Consider the following 14,803-nt stretch of genomic DNA (forward strand, 5'->3'; position numbering starts at 1 on the left):
AACTGAATGAGTAAGGTGGATGTAATTTGTATTGGTGCCGCAATTGTGGATATTCCTTTATATCCGGTGGGAGATTTTATTTTTAAAGAAGTTTCTTATCCGTTAGACGATATTTCCATGAAAATTGGCGGCGATGCAATTAATGAAGCAACAATTATTACCCGTTTAGGCAACCGGGTTTCCTTGATGAGTGCAGTTGGCAACGATGGTGCCGGCATGTTTATTCAAGAATTTGCCAAGGAAAATCAGATTATTACCGATCATCTAACGGTCGATCCTAAATTAACCACATCTTTAAATATCGGCATGGTGAGAGAAGATGGTGAACGAACTTTTGTAACTAATCGCAATGGTAGTTTATGGAAAATGAGTATTGATGATATTGATTTGACTGCGATAAAAGACGCCAAAGTTTTGTCATTGGCAAGTATTTTCAACAATCCTTTGTTAAATAATGACGCTTTAGTCAAGATATTTAAAAAAGCTCAGGCTGAAAAAATGATTATTTGTGCTGATATGGTGAAAAGTCGTTTAGGGGAAAGTCTAGCTGATATTTCTGAGGCTTTATCATATGTCGATTATTTCTTTCCTAACTTAGAAGAAGCGGAAGAATTAACCGGCAAGTCTGAATTGGCCGAAATTGCTGACACATTCTTAGATTTAGGCGTTAAAAATGTGGTAATAAAAATCGGAAAACGAGGCTGCTATTTAAAAAATGCCAAAATAGAAAAAATTGTACCAGCCTTTAGAAAAGACAGTGATGTCAAGATTGATACGATTGGCGCGGGAGATAATTTCGTTTCTGGTTTTATCGCCGAATTATTACAAGACAAAGCTTTTGAAGAATGTGCCTATTTTGGCAATGCTGTCGCAGCTGTGTCAATCGAATCTCTCGGAGCAACAGCCGGCGTGAAAAGTCGTGAACAAGTAGAAACAATGATTAAAAACTATAAATAAAAACGAAGGTGGAGAAAAACTCTTGAAGAATATGACATTAGGCAAAACAGACATGGAAGTTTCACGAATTGGTTTAGGAACTTGGGCGATTGGTGGCGGACCGGCCTTTGGCAACAAAGATAATAAGGAACAGTCAATTAAAACCATCCAACATGCCTTAGATTTAGGTTTAAACTTTTTAGATACGGCACCAGGCTATAATTTTGGTAACAGTGAAAAAATTGTCGGTGAAGCTATCAAAGGCAACCGTGAAAAATACACAGTTATCACTAAATTTGGGATTACATGGGAACGAGAGGGAGCTTTTTTCAACAAGGTTGGTGAACAATCATTATATAAAAATCTCTCAAAAGAATCGATTCGCTTAGAAGTCGAGTCGAGCTTAGAACGTTTACAGACAGATTATATTGATATTTACATGAGTCATTGGCAATCAGTAGAGCCATTCTTTACACCAATTTCTGAAACGATGGAAGTTTTAAATGAATTGAAAGCTGAAGGCAAAATCCGTGGAATCGGCGCGGCCAATGTTGATGTGGATCATGTCAAAGAATACTTGAAACAGGGACAATTAGATATTATTCAAGCGAAATATAGTATTTTGGATCGTCAAGTTGAAGAGGAATTACTGCCATTATGTAAAGAACATGGCGTAACTGTACAAGCCTATTCACCATTAGAAATGGGTATTTTAACAGGTGCTATCGATAAAGATTATATCGCACCAAAAGGGACAGCCCGATATGGTAAAAAATGGTTTGAGCCAGAAAACCTAGCTAAAGTAGTGGATATGATTGAACTTTGGCAGCCGTTGTGTGAAAAATATGACTGTAGTATTGCTAATTTAGCGATTGCTTGGATTTTAGCCCAAGGGGATAATATTAATGTTTTGAGTGGATCTACCACACCAGAAGAATTGGATGAAAACAGTAAAGCATTAGACATTCAATTATCAAAAGAAGATGTTGCATATATGCGGGAATTAGCAGAGAAAATTTCATAAAAATAAAAGTTGAATATAATAAAGCGACCCTTTAAGTTAGCATAAAAGTCTAACTTAGTGGTCGTTTTTTTTTAACATTTGTATCCCATTTTGATTGATAACAATAAAAAGAGTTACCAATAAAGTCAAAATAAACTTTATCGGTAACTTTTATTGTTGAAATCGTCTATTTTACCAATGAATATTCACTGGTGTTCCAGTTGGAATATTTTCGTACAACCATTTGGAATCTTCTACAGATAAGATAACACAACCAGCTGAAACCCCGTCACCTACGACGCCTAATCGTTCACCTGAAGACGCATCATAAGGGCCGTTTTTTGAAGTGATTGGCACACTATGGAAAAGATATAAGGCATCTTGCCAACCAACTGCATAGTTTGCTCCACCCCAAAGACTCCAAAAAGTATCTGCGCGATAACCATTAATCTGATAATTGCCAGTTAAGGCTTGATATTTTGAATTGACATTTTGAGAAAGCATAGTGTAAATTACGTTAGCGCCTGATTTGATATATGTCCGTTTGTTATTATAAGAGACTTCAATATTCAAATTCGGCACAGCTAAACTAGGATAAGGTCCGCCGGTTGTATAGCGCCAGTAATCTTTTACCTCAGTAATTGCACTAGCTTCGACCCAACCAATCGCTGTATCGGGAAAAGCAATTTCGTAATAGGTGCCATAGTTAGTTTTTACTTCTGTTTTTAAAGTAGCTACTAAATTGGCATAATTTGCGGTATTGCCAACGACACTTGAATTGCCAGTTTGAGCTGCATTTAAAATGTCTGTGTTAGACACACGACCGTGTCGGTTAGTTAAACGATTGATACTATGGATGCTCTCTCCATCATAAGTCGGTTCACTAATACCATACCAGCCAATTGCTTCATCTTTCCATCCAACATCAACTAAAGAATTAATTTCATTTTTATCATAAGTATAATGGTGGGAGCCAGATACTGCATTTGGGTTATAGGCACGATAAATGGCTAATTCTTCTGTTTCCGAAGAATACCAACCGATGCCTTCATCTTTCCAACCTTGTTCAACTAAATAATCTGCTTCTCCGCGGGATAAAGTATAATGATGATCGCTGGCATTTTCATTGTACATCCGATAAACTGGTTGATCACTCGCTTGTGGGGCAACCCAACCGATGCCTTCATAATTCCAGCCGAGATTCACTAAATTATCTCGTTCCCCTAAGTTGGCTGTATAAAAATGTTCGCCTGAATTTGGATTATACATCCGATACATTTTTTGACTGCCCTGGTTGGCAGCTGATGCTGAAGAGCTAAAGCAACTTATTGCTGCTAAGATACCAAAAACACTCAATAATATTTTTTTCAAATCATCAATTCCTTCCTAAAATATTAATTGTAACTATTGATCCTAATTAAAACACACCTACAAAAACGTTACCACAAAATCAGCGGAGGGTAAATCACCATTTGTGAGAGTCGAGATTTTTTTGAAATAATTTGACTCCCTCAAAAATCTGTGCTAATAATAGTGGCACATACTAAATAGATGACTTGAAACTGTTCGCCGGAAGAGTTTCAATTACGGTCAGAGAGATCAACCCTAGGCTTTAAGGTTGATTTCCCTGGCCTTTTTTATTTAGTAAATATTTATTACAGGAGTTTTTTAACATGGAAATTGCTAAAAAAATTCTGACTTATGAAAGTCAGTATCAAACGAAGGTCGCTAACGGACTCAGTCAAGCCGATGTCGAAAATAGGCTCGCTGAATATGGTGAAAACCGTCTGCCGGAAAAACAGCCTAAGTCCTTCCTGCAATATTTAATTGATGCTTTAAAAGACATCACGATTATCATTTTACTGATTGCGACAGCCCTATCGACTTACGTGGCGCTCACCAATCATCCTGATGATTTAACCGAACCGATTGTTATTTTCGGGATTGTCTTATTAAACTTATATCTATCGATTAATCAACAAAAAAAAGCCGAAAAATCGATGGATAAATTAAAATCATTCAGTATTCCGCAAGCAAAAGTCAAACGAGTTGAAGGAACGGAAACAATCGACAGTACCAAAATTGTTCCCGGTGATATTGTTCTTTTAGGAGTCGGCGATCGCGTACCAGCCGATGGCGTTTTAGTTTCGGCTACGGACTTTTTAATTGATGAATCTTTCTTAACTGGAGAAAGCGAGCCTAGCGAAAAAAATCCAAATCAATTTTCAGCAGCTGATGCGTCTTTAGGTGATCGTAAGGACCGCGTGTTTTCCGGCTCACTGGTAACTAGCGGCAAGGCGGAAATGATTGTTACTGAAACTGCTGATAAAACGGAAATCGGAAAAATTTCTAATTTACTACAAACTGAAGAAGTAAAACCAGCTCCATTACAAGTCAGAATGCAAAAGCTAGGAAAAATCTTAGGTGCGGTTGCTATTTTTGCCGGCTTATTAGCGATAGTGATTGGTTTGTTGCGTGGTTATCCTTTGACAGAAATTTTGATGATTGCTATTTCTATGTCTGTGGCGGCAATTCCGGAAGTTTTACCGGTCGTGGTTACGATTTCTTTATCTTACGGTATGAGCAATATGGCTAAGAAAAATACTATCGTTCGCACACCAATGGCAGTTGAAACTGTCGGAAACTTATCAGTTATTTGTTCAGATAAAACCGGTACGATTACACAAAATAAAATGACCGTAAAAAAAGTTTGGCTGCCAGATGGGGGACTTAAAAAAGTTGACGAAACTTTATCAGCTGACGAAAAAAAATTAATCCAATATTTCTATTTAGCTAGTGATCGAGAAACTGGCAATCCGACTGAATTAGCCATTAACAAATTAACGCAAAATCAATTTACTTATTCCGAAGTGGAAACCTTTATGGCGGATTACCAAAAAATTAAAGAAGTTCCTTTTGATTCCAGTCGTAAGCAAATGACGGTGGTTTATCAAGTCGATGACGGTTTCCTATCGATTACCAAAGGTGCTTTTGACCGGCTGAAATTTCAAGATCAGCCGCAAGAAGCTGTGGCTATCCACGATGAATTAGCGGCTGATGCTTACCGAGTATTGGCTTTAGGCTATAAATTTTGGTCAACCAATCCACAAGATTTCACAACTGATCAATTAGAAAATGAGCTAACTTTTGGTGGGTTTATTGGTATTATCGATCCTGCCAGAGCAGAAAGCGCCCCCGCAGTTGCAATGGCTAAAAAAGCTGGTATTCGGACAATTATGATTACCGGCGACCATTTGCTTACTGCTAAAAAAATCGCTCGTCAAGTCAATATTTTAACCGATGGCCAAAAAGCCATGACTGGTGCCGATTTGGCGAAGCTATCTGACGAAGAACTAAATCAACAAATTGATCAATACAGTGTTTTTGCCCGAACATCACCAGAAGATAAAATTCGAATCGTTAAAGCCTTACAACAAAATAATGAAGTGGTGGGAATGACTGGCGACGGTGTAAATGATGCGCCCGCTTTAAAAGCAGCTGATGTTGGTATCGCTATGGGTGGCGGAACAGAGGTTGCGAAAGAAGCAGCCGATATGGTTTTATTAGATGATAACTTCGCGACAATTGTTGATGCGATTAAAGAAGGACGTCGGGTCTATAGTAATATACGTAAATCACTTTATGCGATGCTCGGTTGTAATATTTCTGCCTTGTCGATTGTATTGATTTCTCTATTAGCTGGTTGGGGAGCACCGGTAACAGCGATCCAGTTATTATTGATTAAAGTGGTGGCAGACGGCATTCCTGGTTTTAGTTTGTGTGTGGAACCGGCTGATGATGATATTATGGCACGTCAACCAATTAAAAAAGGCACCAGTATTTTTGCTGGTGGCTTGTTGAAAAACATTATCGATATTTCGATTGTCTTTACAGTATTAAGTTTGATTGCTGTGGTGGCAGCCAAATATACCAACTTGTTTGCTGGAAATAATAGCATGATTTTCTTAGTGCTTGGTTTGACAACGATTGTTCATATGTATAATTGCCGAAGTAAACGATCCATTTTTAAACTAGGTATTTTAAGTAATAAACTGTTGTTAACGACCACAATTGCCGGTTCAATTATTCTGATGCTAGTAGTTATTACGCCAAGTGTCGGCAGTGTTTTCGGATTAACCAATATATCTGGATTAAGCTGGATTTTAGTCGCTATACTTTCAATTATGCCGCTGGTATATGTGGAAGTGAAGAAACGCTTAGGATTGTTTGGTCAAAAAGAAAAGAATCTGAATTTAGGAAAATCTTATAAAGTAAGCTAATTGATAACTCGTGAATGAGGATTTTTCATCCTAAAAAGTTTAAAGGGGTGAGAAGATCATTCGCGGGTTTTTTGTGTTTTATAAAGATGGTATGATTAAAGGAAAAAGGAAGTGAAGCAATGATTGAAATCGCAGAAGCACAAGTTTTGTCGCAACAAATGAAAAAAGAACTAGTGGGCAAAACCATTAGTCAGGTATCCTTTGGTAACTCGCCCCATCGTTTTGCTTTTTTTTCGACAGAAGAAGAGACTTATGATTTGTGGCTTGTGGGTAAGAAGGTTGAACAAGTTTCCAGTGTTGGCAATTATGTTTTATTGGAATTAGCAGATTGTCGTTTGTCTTTTAGTGAAGGCTTGAATTTTTATTGGCTATCAGCAGGAGAAAAATTACCGAAAAAGTATCAATTTTCCCTCACTTTTTCTGATGGTTATATTTTAGCTTGCTCAGTTAGTATGTATGGCGCTATGATGTTGCAAAATGAGGCACTGCCAGGAAATGAATATTTTCAAGTGGCGGTAGAAAAACCCAGTCCACTGAGTGAAGATTTCAATCAGGCATACTTTCAAAAATTAGTAGCTGAAACTAAGCCAACTATTAGTTTAAAAGGTTTCATGGGAACTGAACAACGGATTCCAGGACTTGGCAATGGCAGTCTCCACGATATCTTTTTTACGGCAAAGTTATTACCTAAGCGGAAGCTGAATACATTGTCTCCTGAAGATATCACTGAATTGTATCAAAGTATGAAAACGATTTTAGCAAAAATTGTGGCAGAGGGCGGTCGCAATACGGAAAAAGATTTTTATGAACAACCTGGTGGCTACCAAACAATTCTTTCCAGTAAAACTTGGAAAAATTCGTGTCCCCGTTGTGGTGACGAGATTCAAAAAGTCAGCTTTTTAGGCGGTACTGTTTACTATTGTGAAGGCTGTCAAAAATAACTAAAACCACTTTAGTCAGAAATCTGCTAAAGTGGTTTTTTCTACCAATATTCTAGTTGATCTAATGTTTTTGTTGGGATGATTTTCCCTGTGATATCAGTCAAATTGATTGAAGATAGCGGCTGAAACATCCAAGCGTCTTCTTGTCCTTTTTCTGTAGGATAAGGGGGAATGAAGCCTTGTGCTAAGGCTGACTTAAATCCATGGCGAGGATAATAGTCAATATGTCCCAACACAAAGACTAAATCTATTTTCTTCTTCTGCAAAATAGTCAGTCCAGCTTCAATCAATTGTCCGCCAATCCCCATTTTTTGATAAGCAGGAATAATTGCTAATGGTGCGAGAATCATCAATGAAGCGGGCATTTTAGCATTAGCAATCTTGGCCCGACTGAATAGAATATGTCCAACGGCTTCTTCACTATCAAATGCTAACAAAGAAATAGTTTCAGCAAGTGGATCTTGTAAAATATTATCTGCTAAATCCGCTTCATTCATTTCGTTGAAAGCTTGATACTGCACTTGATAAATATTTTCTCGGTCTTGTTCAGACGCTTCTCGAATTGTAAGGTTCATACTTTTTATCTCCTTAAAAAAATTTTTTAAATATAAAAAGCTATTGATTAGAAAAAAAGTAATTAGAGAATGGTAGGGCTAAAGACGACATTATTTACCATTACTATACAGGCAAAACTCCTCTCCTGTAGAAAAATTTTGAATTTTCTCCCCAAGTACTTCATGCAAAAGGGTGAAGGCTTTTTTGCCAGTACAATGTCCGGTTAAAATACGATCAATCGGCAAAATTGCTAATTGTTCACCCAACTGTAAGATTTCGTTGGGTGCTTGTGCCAAACTATTCAAATAAGGGAGGCCAATTAAGTGAAAACCACCGATTAAATAATTGATTTTTTTTCTGGAAAGGTGGCTAAAGCTTGTCGTGCCATTTCCAAAATACCATGATGACTACAACCGGTGATTACGATCATGCCATCTGATTGAAGATAAACTGCCATCAATTCATCGGAAAAATCGTCCAAAACAGGTGGTTGATCCATATAGAGATTCTTCGTAGATTTATTGGTTTTTTCTAAAGGAATTAGAAAGAAATTTTCGGCAATTTCCGTTACTTTAGAAATTTTATTTCCCCAAGCCTCAAGAGTAGTTAAAGATTTTTTCTCAGGTCCTACATAGATTTGTCTACCTAGAACTTTGATGAATCTAGGCTTTAAAGTTTTTTTTGAAAGAAAGAATGGCACGGATTTGTTTGCTAAATAAGATAATCCGCCAATATGATCAGAATGACCGTGAGAAATAATGATGCCCGACAGGTCAGTTAGCGGTTCGGCTAGCGTTTGGGCATTTCGAATAAAATTTTGATTGGGTCCAGTATCAAAGAGGAATTTTTGCTGATTAAATGAGAGTAACAAAGAAAGTCCATGGGCATTTTTAAACTGGCGCTGGCTTTTTGTGTTTTCCAGTAAAACTTTATTTTCATTTGTATCCTCCTCAAAATGCATGATTTTTTATTCATATGTTACTCAAAAAACAGCTCAAATCAATGAGCTGTTTCAAAATTATTTTTTATCTTTTAATAAGAAGGAACAAATCACTGCTGGGATCATCACTGCTGCTAAGACAAAAATAACCATTGATAAACTGGAAACATCAGCAATTTTTCCAAGTATTGGTGAAGTGATCCCACCGACACTGACAGCTAGTCCTAAGGTTACACCGGAAGCTAGGCCCATTTTATTTGGCAAGTATTTTTGTCCTAGAATGACCATGGAACTGTAAGGAATAAATAGTAATAAACCGATGGGAACAACTAAAATAAAGGCCAGCGCGACATTTCTAGTCATGCCTAAAGCAAACAGTAGTAGAGGAACTGCTAAAAAACTCCAGACAATAATTTTTTTATGCCCGTAATAATCAGCCAAGCGTCCACCGATTAATGTGCCAGTCGCGCCGACAATGAACATCAAACTTAAGGCAAAACTGCCGCTAGAAGTACTTTGTTGTAAAGTATTGACCCAATATAAAGCTAAAAAAGTATTCAAACCATAAAAAGCAATTGAGCGGCCAATCAAAACCACCGTCAACACACCAAACATTTTCCAATCATCTTTTTCTTTTGGTTCTGTACTAACACTTCCTGAAAAAGTAAATTCTTCGGCAATACGATTTAATTTCGGTAAAGTTAAGGTGAAGATAAGAGTTAAAATTGCTGTTGGAATTAATACTACTAAAACACCGCGAATGCCCCAAAGATTGACTAAAGCTGTCGCTGTAATTGGACCAATGGCAAAACCAATATTTCCTCCAAAAGTAAAAATACTCATGCCTTGTCCTTTTTTAGTTAAGGAAAGAGTGTTTGTTAATTTTGCTGCATCAGGATGATAAGCGGCAATCCCGATTCCACAAATAGTTACCCAAAAAATTAAGGCATTATAGGAATTCGCAATCCCTAATAAACTAAAACCGATGCCCACCAATAAAACAGCAACCGGCAAAATCCAGGTCGTCCGGTATTTATCCGATAAAAAACCAAACAATGGCTGAATAATCGAAGAAACTAAATTCATAGCAAAAATCAAACCAGCTGCTACTGCATAAGCATAATGATGTTCCGCGATTAAAAAAGGTAAAAGCGCCGCTACCGCTCCTTGAGTAAAGTCTGCAAATAAGTGTCCGGTAGCTAATAAATAAGTATATTTTTTATAATTCAAAATCTTCGCCTCACTCTGTAATATAATCTAATAATTGAAACATCACTGCTTTATTTTCAATCGGAACAGGAGTTTTCAAAATATCTTCTGCTGTTTGGTTTAAATGATTATCTTTCGTATAGTTGCCGTCATTGATGACGATCTCTCTTAAATCATCTGCCTGTGGTTCAAAGTGAAATTGTAAACCAATCACACGATGATTCATAACAAAACCTTGATTTTCCAATAAGTCACTGGAAAAAAGTAAATCAGCATCTGCTGGAATTTCAAAAGTTTCTTCATGCCAATGAAGGGCCAACAATTCTGCTGGTAAATGAGGAATCGTTTTAGATTTTAAATAGACTGGAGCAAAACCAACTTCTTTGGGCCCTTTAGTAATTTGATATCCCAAGGTTTTAGCAATTTGCTGAGCACCGAAACAAGCCCCAAAAATTGGAGTTTCATTTTCTAATAGCTGAGCAATTAATTCTCGCTCTCGCAAAATCCATTCAGTGGAATCGTTGGGACTCATGGGGCCGCCTAAAATAATTAAGAGATCGGTTTCTGCAGCACTTGGCAATATATTATATTGATAGGGATGATAAATAAACATTTGATGATGATGTTTTTGTGACCAAGATTGGATTGATCCGGGTCCTTCATTTGGGGTGTGTTGTAGAACATTTATCCGCATTAATAATTTCCTCCAGTTAATTCATCTGATGAATTTAAAAACATCATATGATTTATTTTTACGGAAGTCAAGAGGGAAATCACGATAATTTAGTTGTATTTTACTGAATTTTGTATTATAACTAAATGTAAGTAGAAAACATCTGATGAATATTGGAGGCCGTCATGAAAAATCAAAGAAATCTTGTGAACAAAACGATTGAAGCTTTATTGAATTATATCGCAGAAAATGATTTAGCTATTGGAGCAAAGATGCCCACTGAACCCCAACTCGTTGAAATGTTAAAAGTCGGTCGTTCTACTTTGCGGGAAGCGGTCAAGATCTTAGTTTATTCTGGTGTGCTGGAAGTCAAACAAGGTTCAGGAACTTATGTAAAAAGCCGTCAGTTAACGACTGAATATACGGATGAAAATTTAATGACAGTGAAAACCATGTTAGAGATTCAAGCCGCCGAATTAGCAGCAGCCGCAGATTTACCGGCTGAACGGTTGATTATTTTGAAGGAAAAATTATTTGAACGGAATAAACATTTAGAGGAAGGGGAGTTCTCAAAATATATTTTGAGTGATTTGGCTTTTCATATGCAAATGGTGGAATTGTCGGGAAATCCTTTTTTACTTAAATGGTATAACGAAATATATCCAGATTTGATCACGTTATTAAGTAGTCAAATCTTAAAAATTGATGCTTTTCAGGATACGATTGTTTTGCATAATCAAGTATATGAAGGAATTATCGAAAAAAATCCGGAAAAAGCTCGAGCAGCGTTGATTGAAATTAGTCAGGCAAATTAAAAAATCGCGACCTTAAAGTAGGTCGCGATTTTTTATTCTTTCACTTTGTAACGAGCTTGTTTAAACATACTGATATCGTCATTTTCTTTGTCTTCTTTGTACTGTACAAATTGGACTTTAGGTGAATAGTTGATTTGATGAGCTTCTTTTAAGCCTTCAATATCTAAAGCATAAATTTTATTATTCTTAATTTTTTGCGAAAAGACTTGGTGATTGGCGACATAAACATAAGTTGTTTTTTGCTCATCAATGTCTTGGCTACGAAAAGTCAGCTGATTATCTTCAGTTGTAATGGTATCTGTCAACAATTGAAAATTCCCCACACCAGTGTCTTGTTTAGTAGCAATAGCAAGATTTTTTTGCGTATCTGAATCGACTGTCTCATTGACGATTGTCGCCGAACAGCCTGTCAGAAATAAACCAACGGTAAAAAATAGTCCTAATAACATATTCTTTTTCATTTTGTTAGCCTCCTTTGTAAAAGTATAACAGACTAAATCGAGAAATCTTCCGACTAAAGGCTGATATCAGTCAATTTACATTTAATTTTCGTGGATTTATGCTACACTATGGGTAACAATTATGAAAACAAAGGAGAAATTTGCTTGAAAATTGTTGGAATTGATTTAGATGGAACGTTGTTGAACTCGTCACAAAAGATTAGCCAGGAAAATGCTGCCGCGATTAGCCAAGTGTCAGAAGATGTATTTCCGTTTATTTGTTCGGGAAGAGAACTAGGTGATATTCAAAGATTATTGCAAACCGTTAATTTAGAGATGCCGATGGTGGCTTTAAATGGAGCCGTTGCTTATGATAAAGGAGAACTATTGTACGATCGCGAAATTTCGCAAGCAGACGTACAAGCGATTCATCAAGTGATTGCTGATTTTCCGCTAAAAGTTTATACCAATGAGAAAAAGTATGAATGCGCTGATTATGTAAAAAAGGCAACCGAATTGTATCAGGAGAATGCAGCTGATTTCTCTGAAAACAGCTTAAAATACTTATTGAAATATGAAAATACTAGCAAAGGAACCATTTTTGAAAGTATTAATGAAATTTACCAAAATAAACAAATGAAAGTTTATAAATTTTTCGTTTATTTACCAAGTATTTCTTTAAAACAAGCCGCGATGAAAAAATTGAATCAAATTGAAGGCATCAACGCAACAGAATCAGCAGAGGACAATATAGAAATTATTGCTGGGGACGTTTCAAAAGCCTTGGCCTTTACAAAAATTACACAACATTATCAATTTCATAATCCTATGACGGTTGCAATTGGTGATAGCTTGAATGATTTAGAAATGATCGAAGCTGCTGATATGAGCTTTGCCATGGCTAATAGTCATCCAACAATTTTAGCAAAAGCTAGTCATTTGACAGTTTCAAATGATGAACATGGTGTTGCACAGGCTTTTGAGAAACTACAATTAGCATAAATAAATGCCCAATCTGAATTGTCAGATTGGGCATTTTTTATTTTTAAATCGGTTGATACTCTAAAACGGCCTGATAAGTAATGACTTTCATACGGCGATAAAATTCTGCCGGCAAATCACGCCAAGCTTTTAAAATACGATTAAAAAAATGATCGTCGGCTTCAACAACGTATTCACTTAAGAGTAAACCGAGAAATTTCTTCTCTTGAGTCAATAATTTTTGATAAATTTCTTTGGCTTTTGATTCATTATCTATCACATAAAGAGTGTTAATCTCCACATAAGCGCCTTCGATTCTTTCTGTTTCTTCAATAAAATAAAGTGATTTTCTTTGTTCCGTCATAATAATCATCCTTTCTATCATTCAAAGTATATTTAAAAAAACTATTCAAGCTTAATTTCCAACTAAATTAAGAAACAACAAAACATGACAATAGCTGGATAAATAATATAGTCTCGATTCATTCGTTGACCATCAGCATAAGCTTGCCAATGGAATAAATAATGTACAATTAACCAACCAATTAATGTTCCTAGGGTATTCATCATCAAGTCATTGACATCAGTAATTCGGCTGAAAGTAAACATCTGACTTATCTCAATCGTTAATGAAAAAAGGAAACCATAAAGCAAAGTATTATGAAGACGTTTGAATTGTGGCCACATAACTGGTAAAGCAACACCTAATGGTATAAAAAATAAAATATTCAGTAGAGTGGAACCATCAATGATCTTTTGAAACGGGATCAAATTAAAATTCGGGTGAAAGATTGACTGATTGATTTTCCACATTTCGGTCCATTCTGTCAAATCTGGAAATCCGACTAAATAGCCGATGGCTGCAATCAAATAAAAAATAAGCAACAGGCTCCAAATAAAATAGTGGAGATTGATTCGTTTTCTTTCAAGAATTAAATAAGTACCCCAGACGCCCATATAAATAGCAACATCCATGATTTCACCTCCTGTTTTGTAACTAAGCTCAGTATAGGTGAGGAATCTTTAGTAACCGGAAATATTCTGAGACCTTTATCAGAATAATTAGGAAGAAGCTGTGAAGATGTTTAGGAAAAGAATAATTTCTCTAGGATTTGTTTAAGACCAATCAAAAACTGTCTATTTAAGAAAAAAATGATGAAACCTTCTATTTTCCTAATAGAAGTGAAAGGCGGTACACTTATTTGGAAATAAAATGAAATTTTCAAAAAGGTGGGAATGATTATGTACCAAGATTTAGAAAATAAAGTCGCCGTGATTACAGGAGCATCTAAAGGAATCGGAACAGCGATTGCAGAACGCTTCGGTAAAGAAAAAATGAAAGTCGTGGTTAATTACCATTCAGATGAAACAGGTGCCCAAGAAACCGTTGCAATCATTAAAGAAAATGGTGGGGACGGGATTGCCGTTCAAGCAGATGTAGAAACGGAAGAAGGTAACCAATTATTATTGAACCAAGCTATCGATAATTTTGACGATTTAGATTTATGGGTCAATAATGCCGGCATGGAAAACAGTCATGAAACTCATGAACTATCGTTGGAAGATTGGAACAAAGTCATCAATGTGAATTTGACAGGGGTCTTTTTAGGAGCGAAAACAGCCTTAGCTTACTTCGTTGAAAAAAATAAAAAAGGCAATATCATCAATATGTCATCTGTTCATCAACAAATTCCTTGGCCAACATTTGCCCACTATGCGGCATCAAAAGGTGGCGTAAAATTATTTACCGAAACAATTGCCATGGAATATGCTGAAAAAAATATTCGAGTGAATAATATCGGACCAGGAGCAATCAATACACCGATTAATGCGAAAAAATTCGCTGATCCTGAACAACTAGCAGCGACAACTGCGATGGTTCCAATGAAAAAAATCGGAGAGCCAGAAGAAGTTGCCGCGGCAGCCGCTTGGTTGGCATCAGCTGAATCAAGTTATGTGACAGGCATCACTTTATTTGTAGATGGCGGTATGACTTTATATCCGGCTTTCCAAGATGGTAAAGGTTAGGA

At 36.4% G+C, this 14,803-nt stretch carries 16 protein-coding genes; 7 read left to right on the forward strand and 9 right to left on the reverse strand.

Annotation, left to right across the window (positions count from 1 at the left end; all coding sequences use genetic code 11):
- Positions 1-6: 6 nt before the first annotated feature.
- Together ID741_RS18335 and ID741_RS18340 are read left to right on the forward strand one after the other, a co-directional pair.
- Positions 7-957: a carbohydrate kinase family protein gene (locus tag ID741_RS18335; RefSeq protein WP_438721115.1), complete on the forward strand. Its 951-nt coding sequence runs from the start codon at positions 7-9 to the stop codon at positions 955-957.
- A 31-nt stretch (positions 958-988) separates the two neighbouring features.
- Entirely contained in the window at positions 989-1,960 is a 972-nt protein-coding gene (locus ID741_RS18340; RefSeq protein WP_438721246.1) for an aldo/keto reductase, read from the forward strand.
- 171 nt (positions 1,961-2,131) lie between these two features.
- Here the strand turns inward: ID741_RS18340 and ID741_RS18345 are convergent, their stop codons facing one another.
- The gene (locus ID741_RS18345; protein WP_438721116.1) at positions 2,132-3,310 is read right to left on the reverse strand and encodes a L,D-transpeptidase family protein; all 1,179 of its coding nucleotides are present in this window, start codon (positions 3,308-3,310) and stop codon (positions 2,132-2,134) included.
- A 302-nt stretch (positions 3,311-3,612) separates the two neighbouring features.
- Here ID741_RS18345 and ID741_RS18350 point away from each other — a divergent pair, with 302 nt between their 5' ends.
- On the forward strand, positions 3,613-6,219 hold the full coding sequence (locus ID741_RS18350) for a cation-translocating P-type ATPase (protein WP_438721117.1): 2,607 nt from the start codon (positions 3,613-3,615) through the stop codon (positions 6,217-6,219).
- Positions 6,220-6,338: 119 nt separating this feature from the next.
- Positions 6,339-7,160, forward strand: coding sequence for a DNA-formamidopyrimidine glycosylase family protein (locus tag ID741_RS18355; RefSeq protein ID WP_438721118.1), 822 nt, complete (start codon positions 6,339-6,341; stop codon positions 7,158-7,160).
- A 41-nt stretch (positions 7,161-7,201) separates the two neighbouring features.
- On the opposite strand, the gene ID741_RS18360 is transcribed toward ID741_RS18355, so the two are convergent.
- The 5 genes from ID741_RS18360 to ID741_RS18380 form a co-directional block, all read right to left on the reverse strand.
- Positions 7,202-7,735, reverse strand: a complete 534-nt coding sequence (locus tag ID741_RS18360) for a GNAT family N-acetyltransferase (protein WP_438721119.1) — start codon at positions 7,733-7,735, stop codon at positions 7,202-7,204.
- Positions 7,736-7,825: 90 nt separating this feature from the next.
- The gene (locus ID741_RS18365; RefSeq protein WP_438721120.1) at positions 7,826-7,981 is read right to left on the reverse strand and encodes a hypothetical protein; all 156 of its coding nucleotides are present in this window, start codon (positions 7,979-7,981) and stop codon (positions 7,826-7,828) included.
- A gap of 71 nt (positions 7,982-8,052) precedes the next feature.
- Positions 8,053-8,676: an MBL fold metallo-hydrolase gene (locus ID741_RS18370; protein WP_438721121.1), complete on the reverse strand. Its 624-nt coding sequence runs from the start codon at positions 8,674-8,676 to the stop codon at positions 8,053-8,055.
- Positions 8,677-8,733: 57 nt separating this feature from the next.
- A complete protein-coding gene (locus ID741_RS18375) occupies positions 8,734-9,885 on the reverse strand; it encodes an MFS transporter (RefSeq protein WP_218327223.1) in 1,152 nt (383 codons plus the stop codon).
- Between the two features lie 10 nt (positions 9,886-9,895).
- On the reverse strand, positions 9,896-10,558 hold the full coding sequence (locus tag ID741_RS18380) for a type 1 glutamine amidotransferase (protein ID WP_438721122.1): 663 nt from the start codon (positions 10,556-10,558) through the stop codon (positions 9,896-9,898).
- Between the two features lie 164 nt (positions 10,559-10,722).
- On the opposite strand from ID741_RS18380, the gene ID741_RS18385 reads away from it, so the two are divergent.
- Entirely contained in the window at positions 10,723-11,352 is a 630-nt protein-coding gene (locus ID741_RS18385; protein WP_438721123.1) for a FadR/GntR family transcriptional regulator, read from the forward strand.
- A 32-nt stretch (positions 11,353-11,384) separates the two neighbouring features.
- On the opposite strand, the gene ID741_RS18390 is transcribed toward ID741_RS18385, so the two are convergent.
- Positions 11,385-11,813, reverse strand: coding sequence for a hypothetical protein (locus ID741_RS18390; protein ID WP_438721124.1), 429 nt, complete (start codon positions 11,811-11,813; stop codon positions 11,385-11,387).
- Positions 11,814-11,957: 144 nt separating this feature from the next.
- On the opposite strand from ID741_RS18390, the gene ID741_RS18395 reads away from it, so the two are divergent.
- Positions 11,958-12,794 carry an HAD family hydrolase gene (locus ID741_RS18395; protein ID WP_438721125.1) on the forward strand — a complete coding sequence of 279 codons (837 nt, stop codon included), beginning with the start codon at positions 11,958-11,960 and terminating at the stop codon, positions 12,792-12,794.
- Positions 12,795-12,837: 43 nt separating this feature from the next.
- Here the strand turns inward: ID741_RS18395 and ID741_RS18400 are convergent, their stop codons facing one another.
- Both ID741_RS18400 and ID741_RS18405 read right to left on the reverse strand, forming a co-directional pair.
- Positions 12,838-13,137, reverse strand: a complete 300-nt coding sequence (locus tag ID741_RS18400) for a hypothetical protein (RefSeq protein WP_438721126.1) — start codon at positions 13,135-13,137, stop codon at positions 12,838-12,840.
- A gap of 62 nt (positions 13,138-13,199) precedes the next feature.
- Positions 13,200-13,748, reverse strand: coding sequence for a VanZ family protein (locus tag ID741_RS18405; protein WP_438721127.1), 549 nt, complete (start codon positions 13,746-13,748; stop codon positions 13,200-13,202).
- Between the two features lie 267 nt (positions 13,749-14,015).
- On the opposite strand from ID741_RS18405, the gene ID741_RS18410 reads away from it, so the two are divergent.
- A complete protein-coding gene (locus tag ID741_RS18410; RefSeq protein WP_438721128.1) occupies positions 14,016-14,801 on the forward strand; it encodes a glucose-1-dehydrogenase in 786 nt (261 codons plus the stop codon).
- Positions 14,802-14,803 lie beyond the last annotated feature (2 nt).

The organism is Enterococcus sp. AZ103, assembly GCF_051714685.1.
GTDB classification, from domain to species: Bacteria; Bacillota; Bacilli; order Lactobacillales; family Enterococcaceae; genus Enterococcus_A; species Enterococcus_A alishanensis.

Bases quoted from the DNA above. Each gene is read 5' to 3' on its own strand.
- ID741_RS18380 (WP_438721122.1), bottom strand. From the start codon at position 10,558: ATGCGGATAAATGTTCTACAACACACCCCAAATGAAGGACCCGGATCA.
- ID741_RS18340 (WP_438721246.1), top strand. From the start codon at position 989: ATGACATTAGGCAAAACAGACATGGAAGTTTCACGAATTGGTTTAGGA.
- ID741_RS18385 (WP_438721123.1), top strand. From the start codon at position 10,723: ATGAAAAATCAAAGAAATCTTGTGAACAAAACGATTGAAGCTTTATTG.
- ID741_RS18405 (WP_438721127.1), bottom strand. From the start codon at position 13,748: ATGGATGTTGCTATTTATATGGGCGTCTGGGGTACTTATTTAATTCTT.
- ID741_RS18390 (WP_438721124.1), bottom strand. From the start codon at position 11,813: ATGAAAAAGAATATGTTATTAGGACTATTTTTTACCGTTGGTTTATTT.
- ID741_RS18355 (WP_438721118.1), top strand. From the start codon at position 6,339: ATGATTGAAATCGCAGAAGCACAAGTTTTGTCGCAACAAATGAAAAAA.
- ID741_RS18410 (WP_438721128.1), top strand. From the start codon at position 14,016: ATGTACCAAGATTTAGAAAATAAAGTCGCCGTGATTACAGGAGCATCT.
- ID741_RS18370 (WP_438721121.1), bottom strand. From the start codon at position 8,676: ATGCATTTTGAGGAGGATACAAATGAAAATAAAGTTTTACTGGAAAAC.
- ID741_RS18400 (WP_438721126.1), bottom strand. From the start codon at position 13,137: ATGACGGAACAAAGAAAATCACTTTATTTTATTGAAGAAACAGAAAGA.
- ID741_RS18360 (WP_438721119.1), bottom strand. From the start codon at position 7,735: ATGAACCTTACAATTCGAGAAGCGTCTGAACAAGACCGAGAAAATATT.
- ID741_RS18335 (WP_438721115.1), top strand. From the start codon at position 7: ATGAGTAAGGTGGATGTAATTTGTATTGGTGCCGCAATTGTGGATATT.
- ID741_RS18350 (WP_438721117.1), top strand. From the start codon at position 3,613: ATGGAAATTGCTAAAAAAATTCTGACTTATGAAAGTCAGTATCAAACG.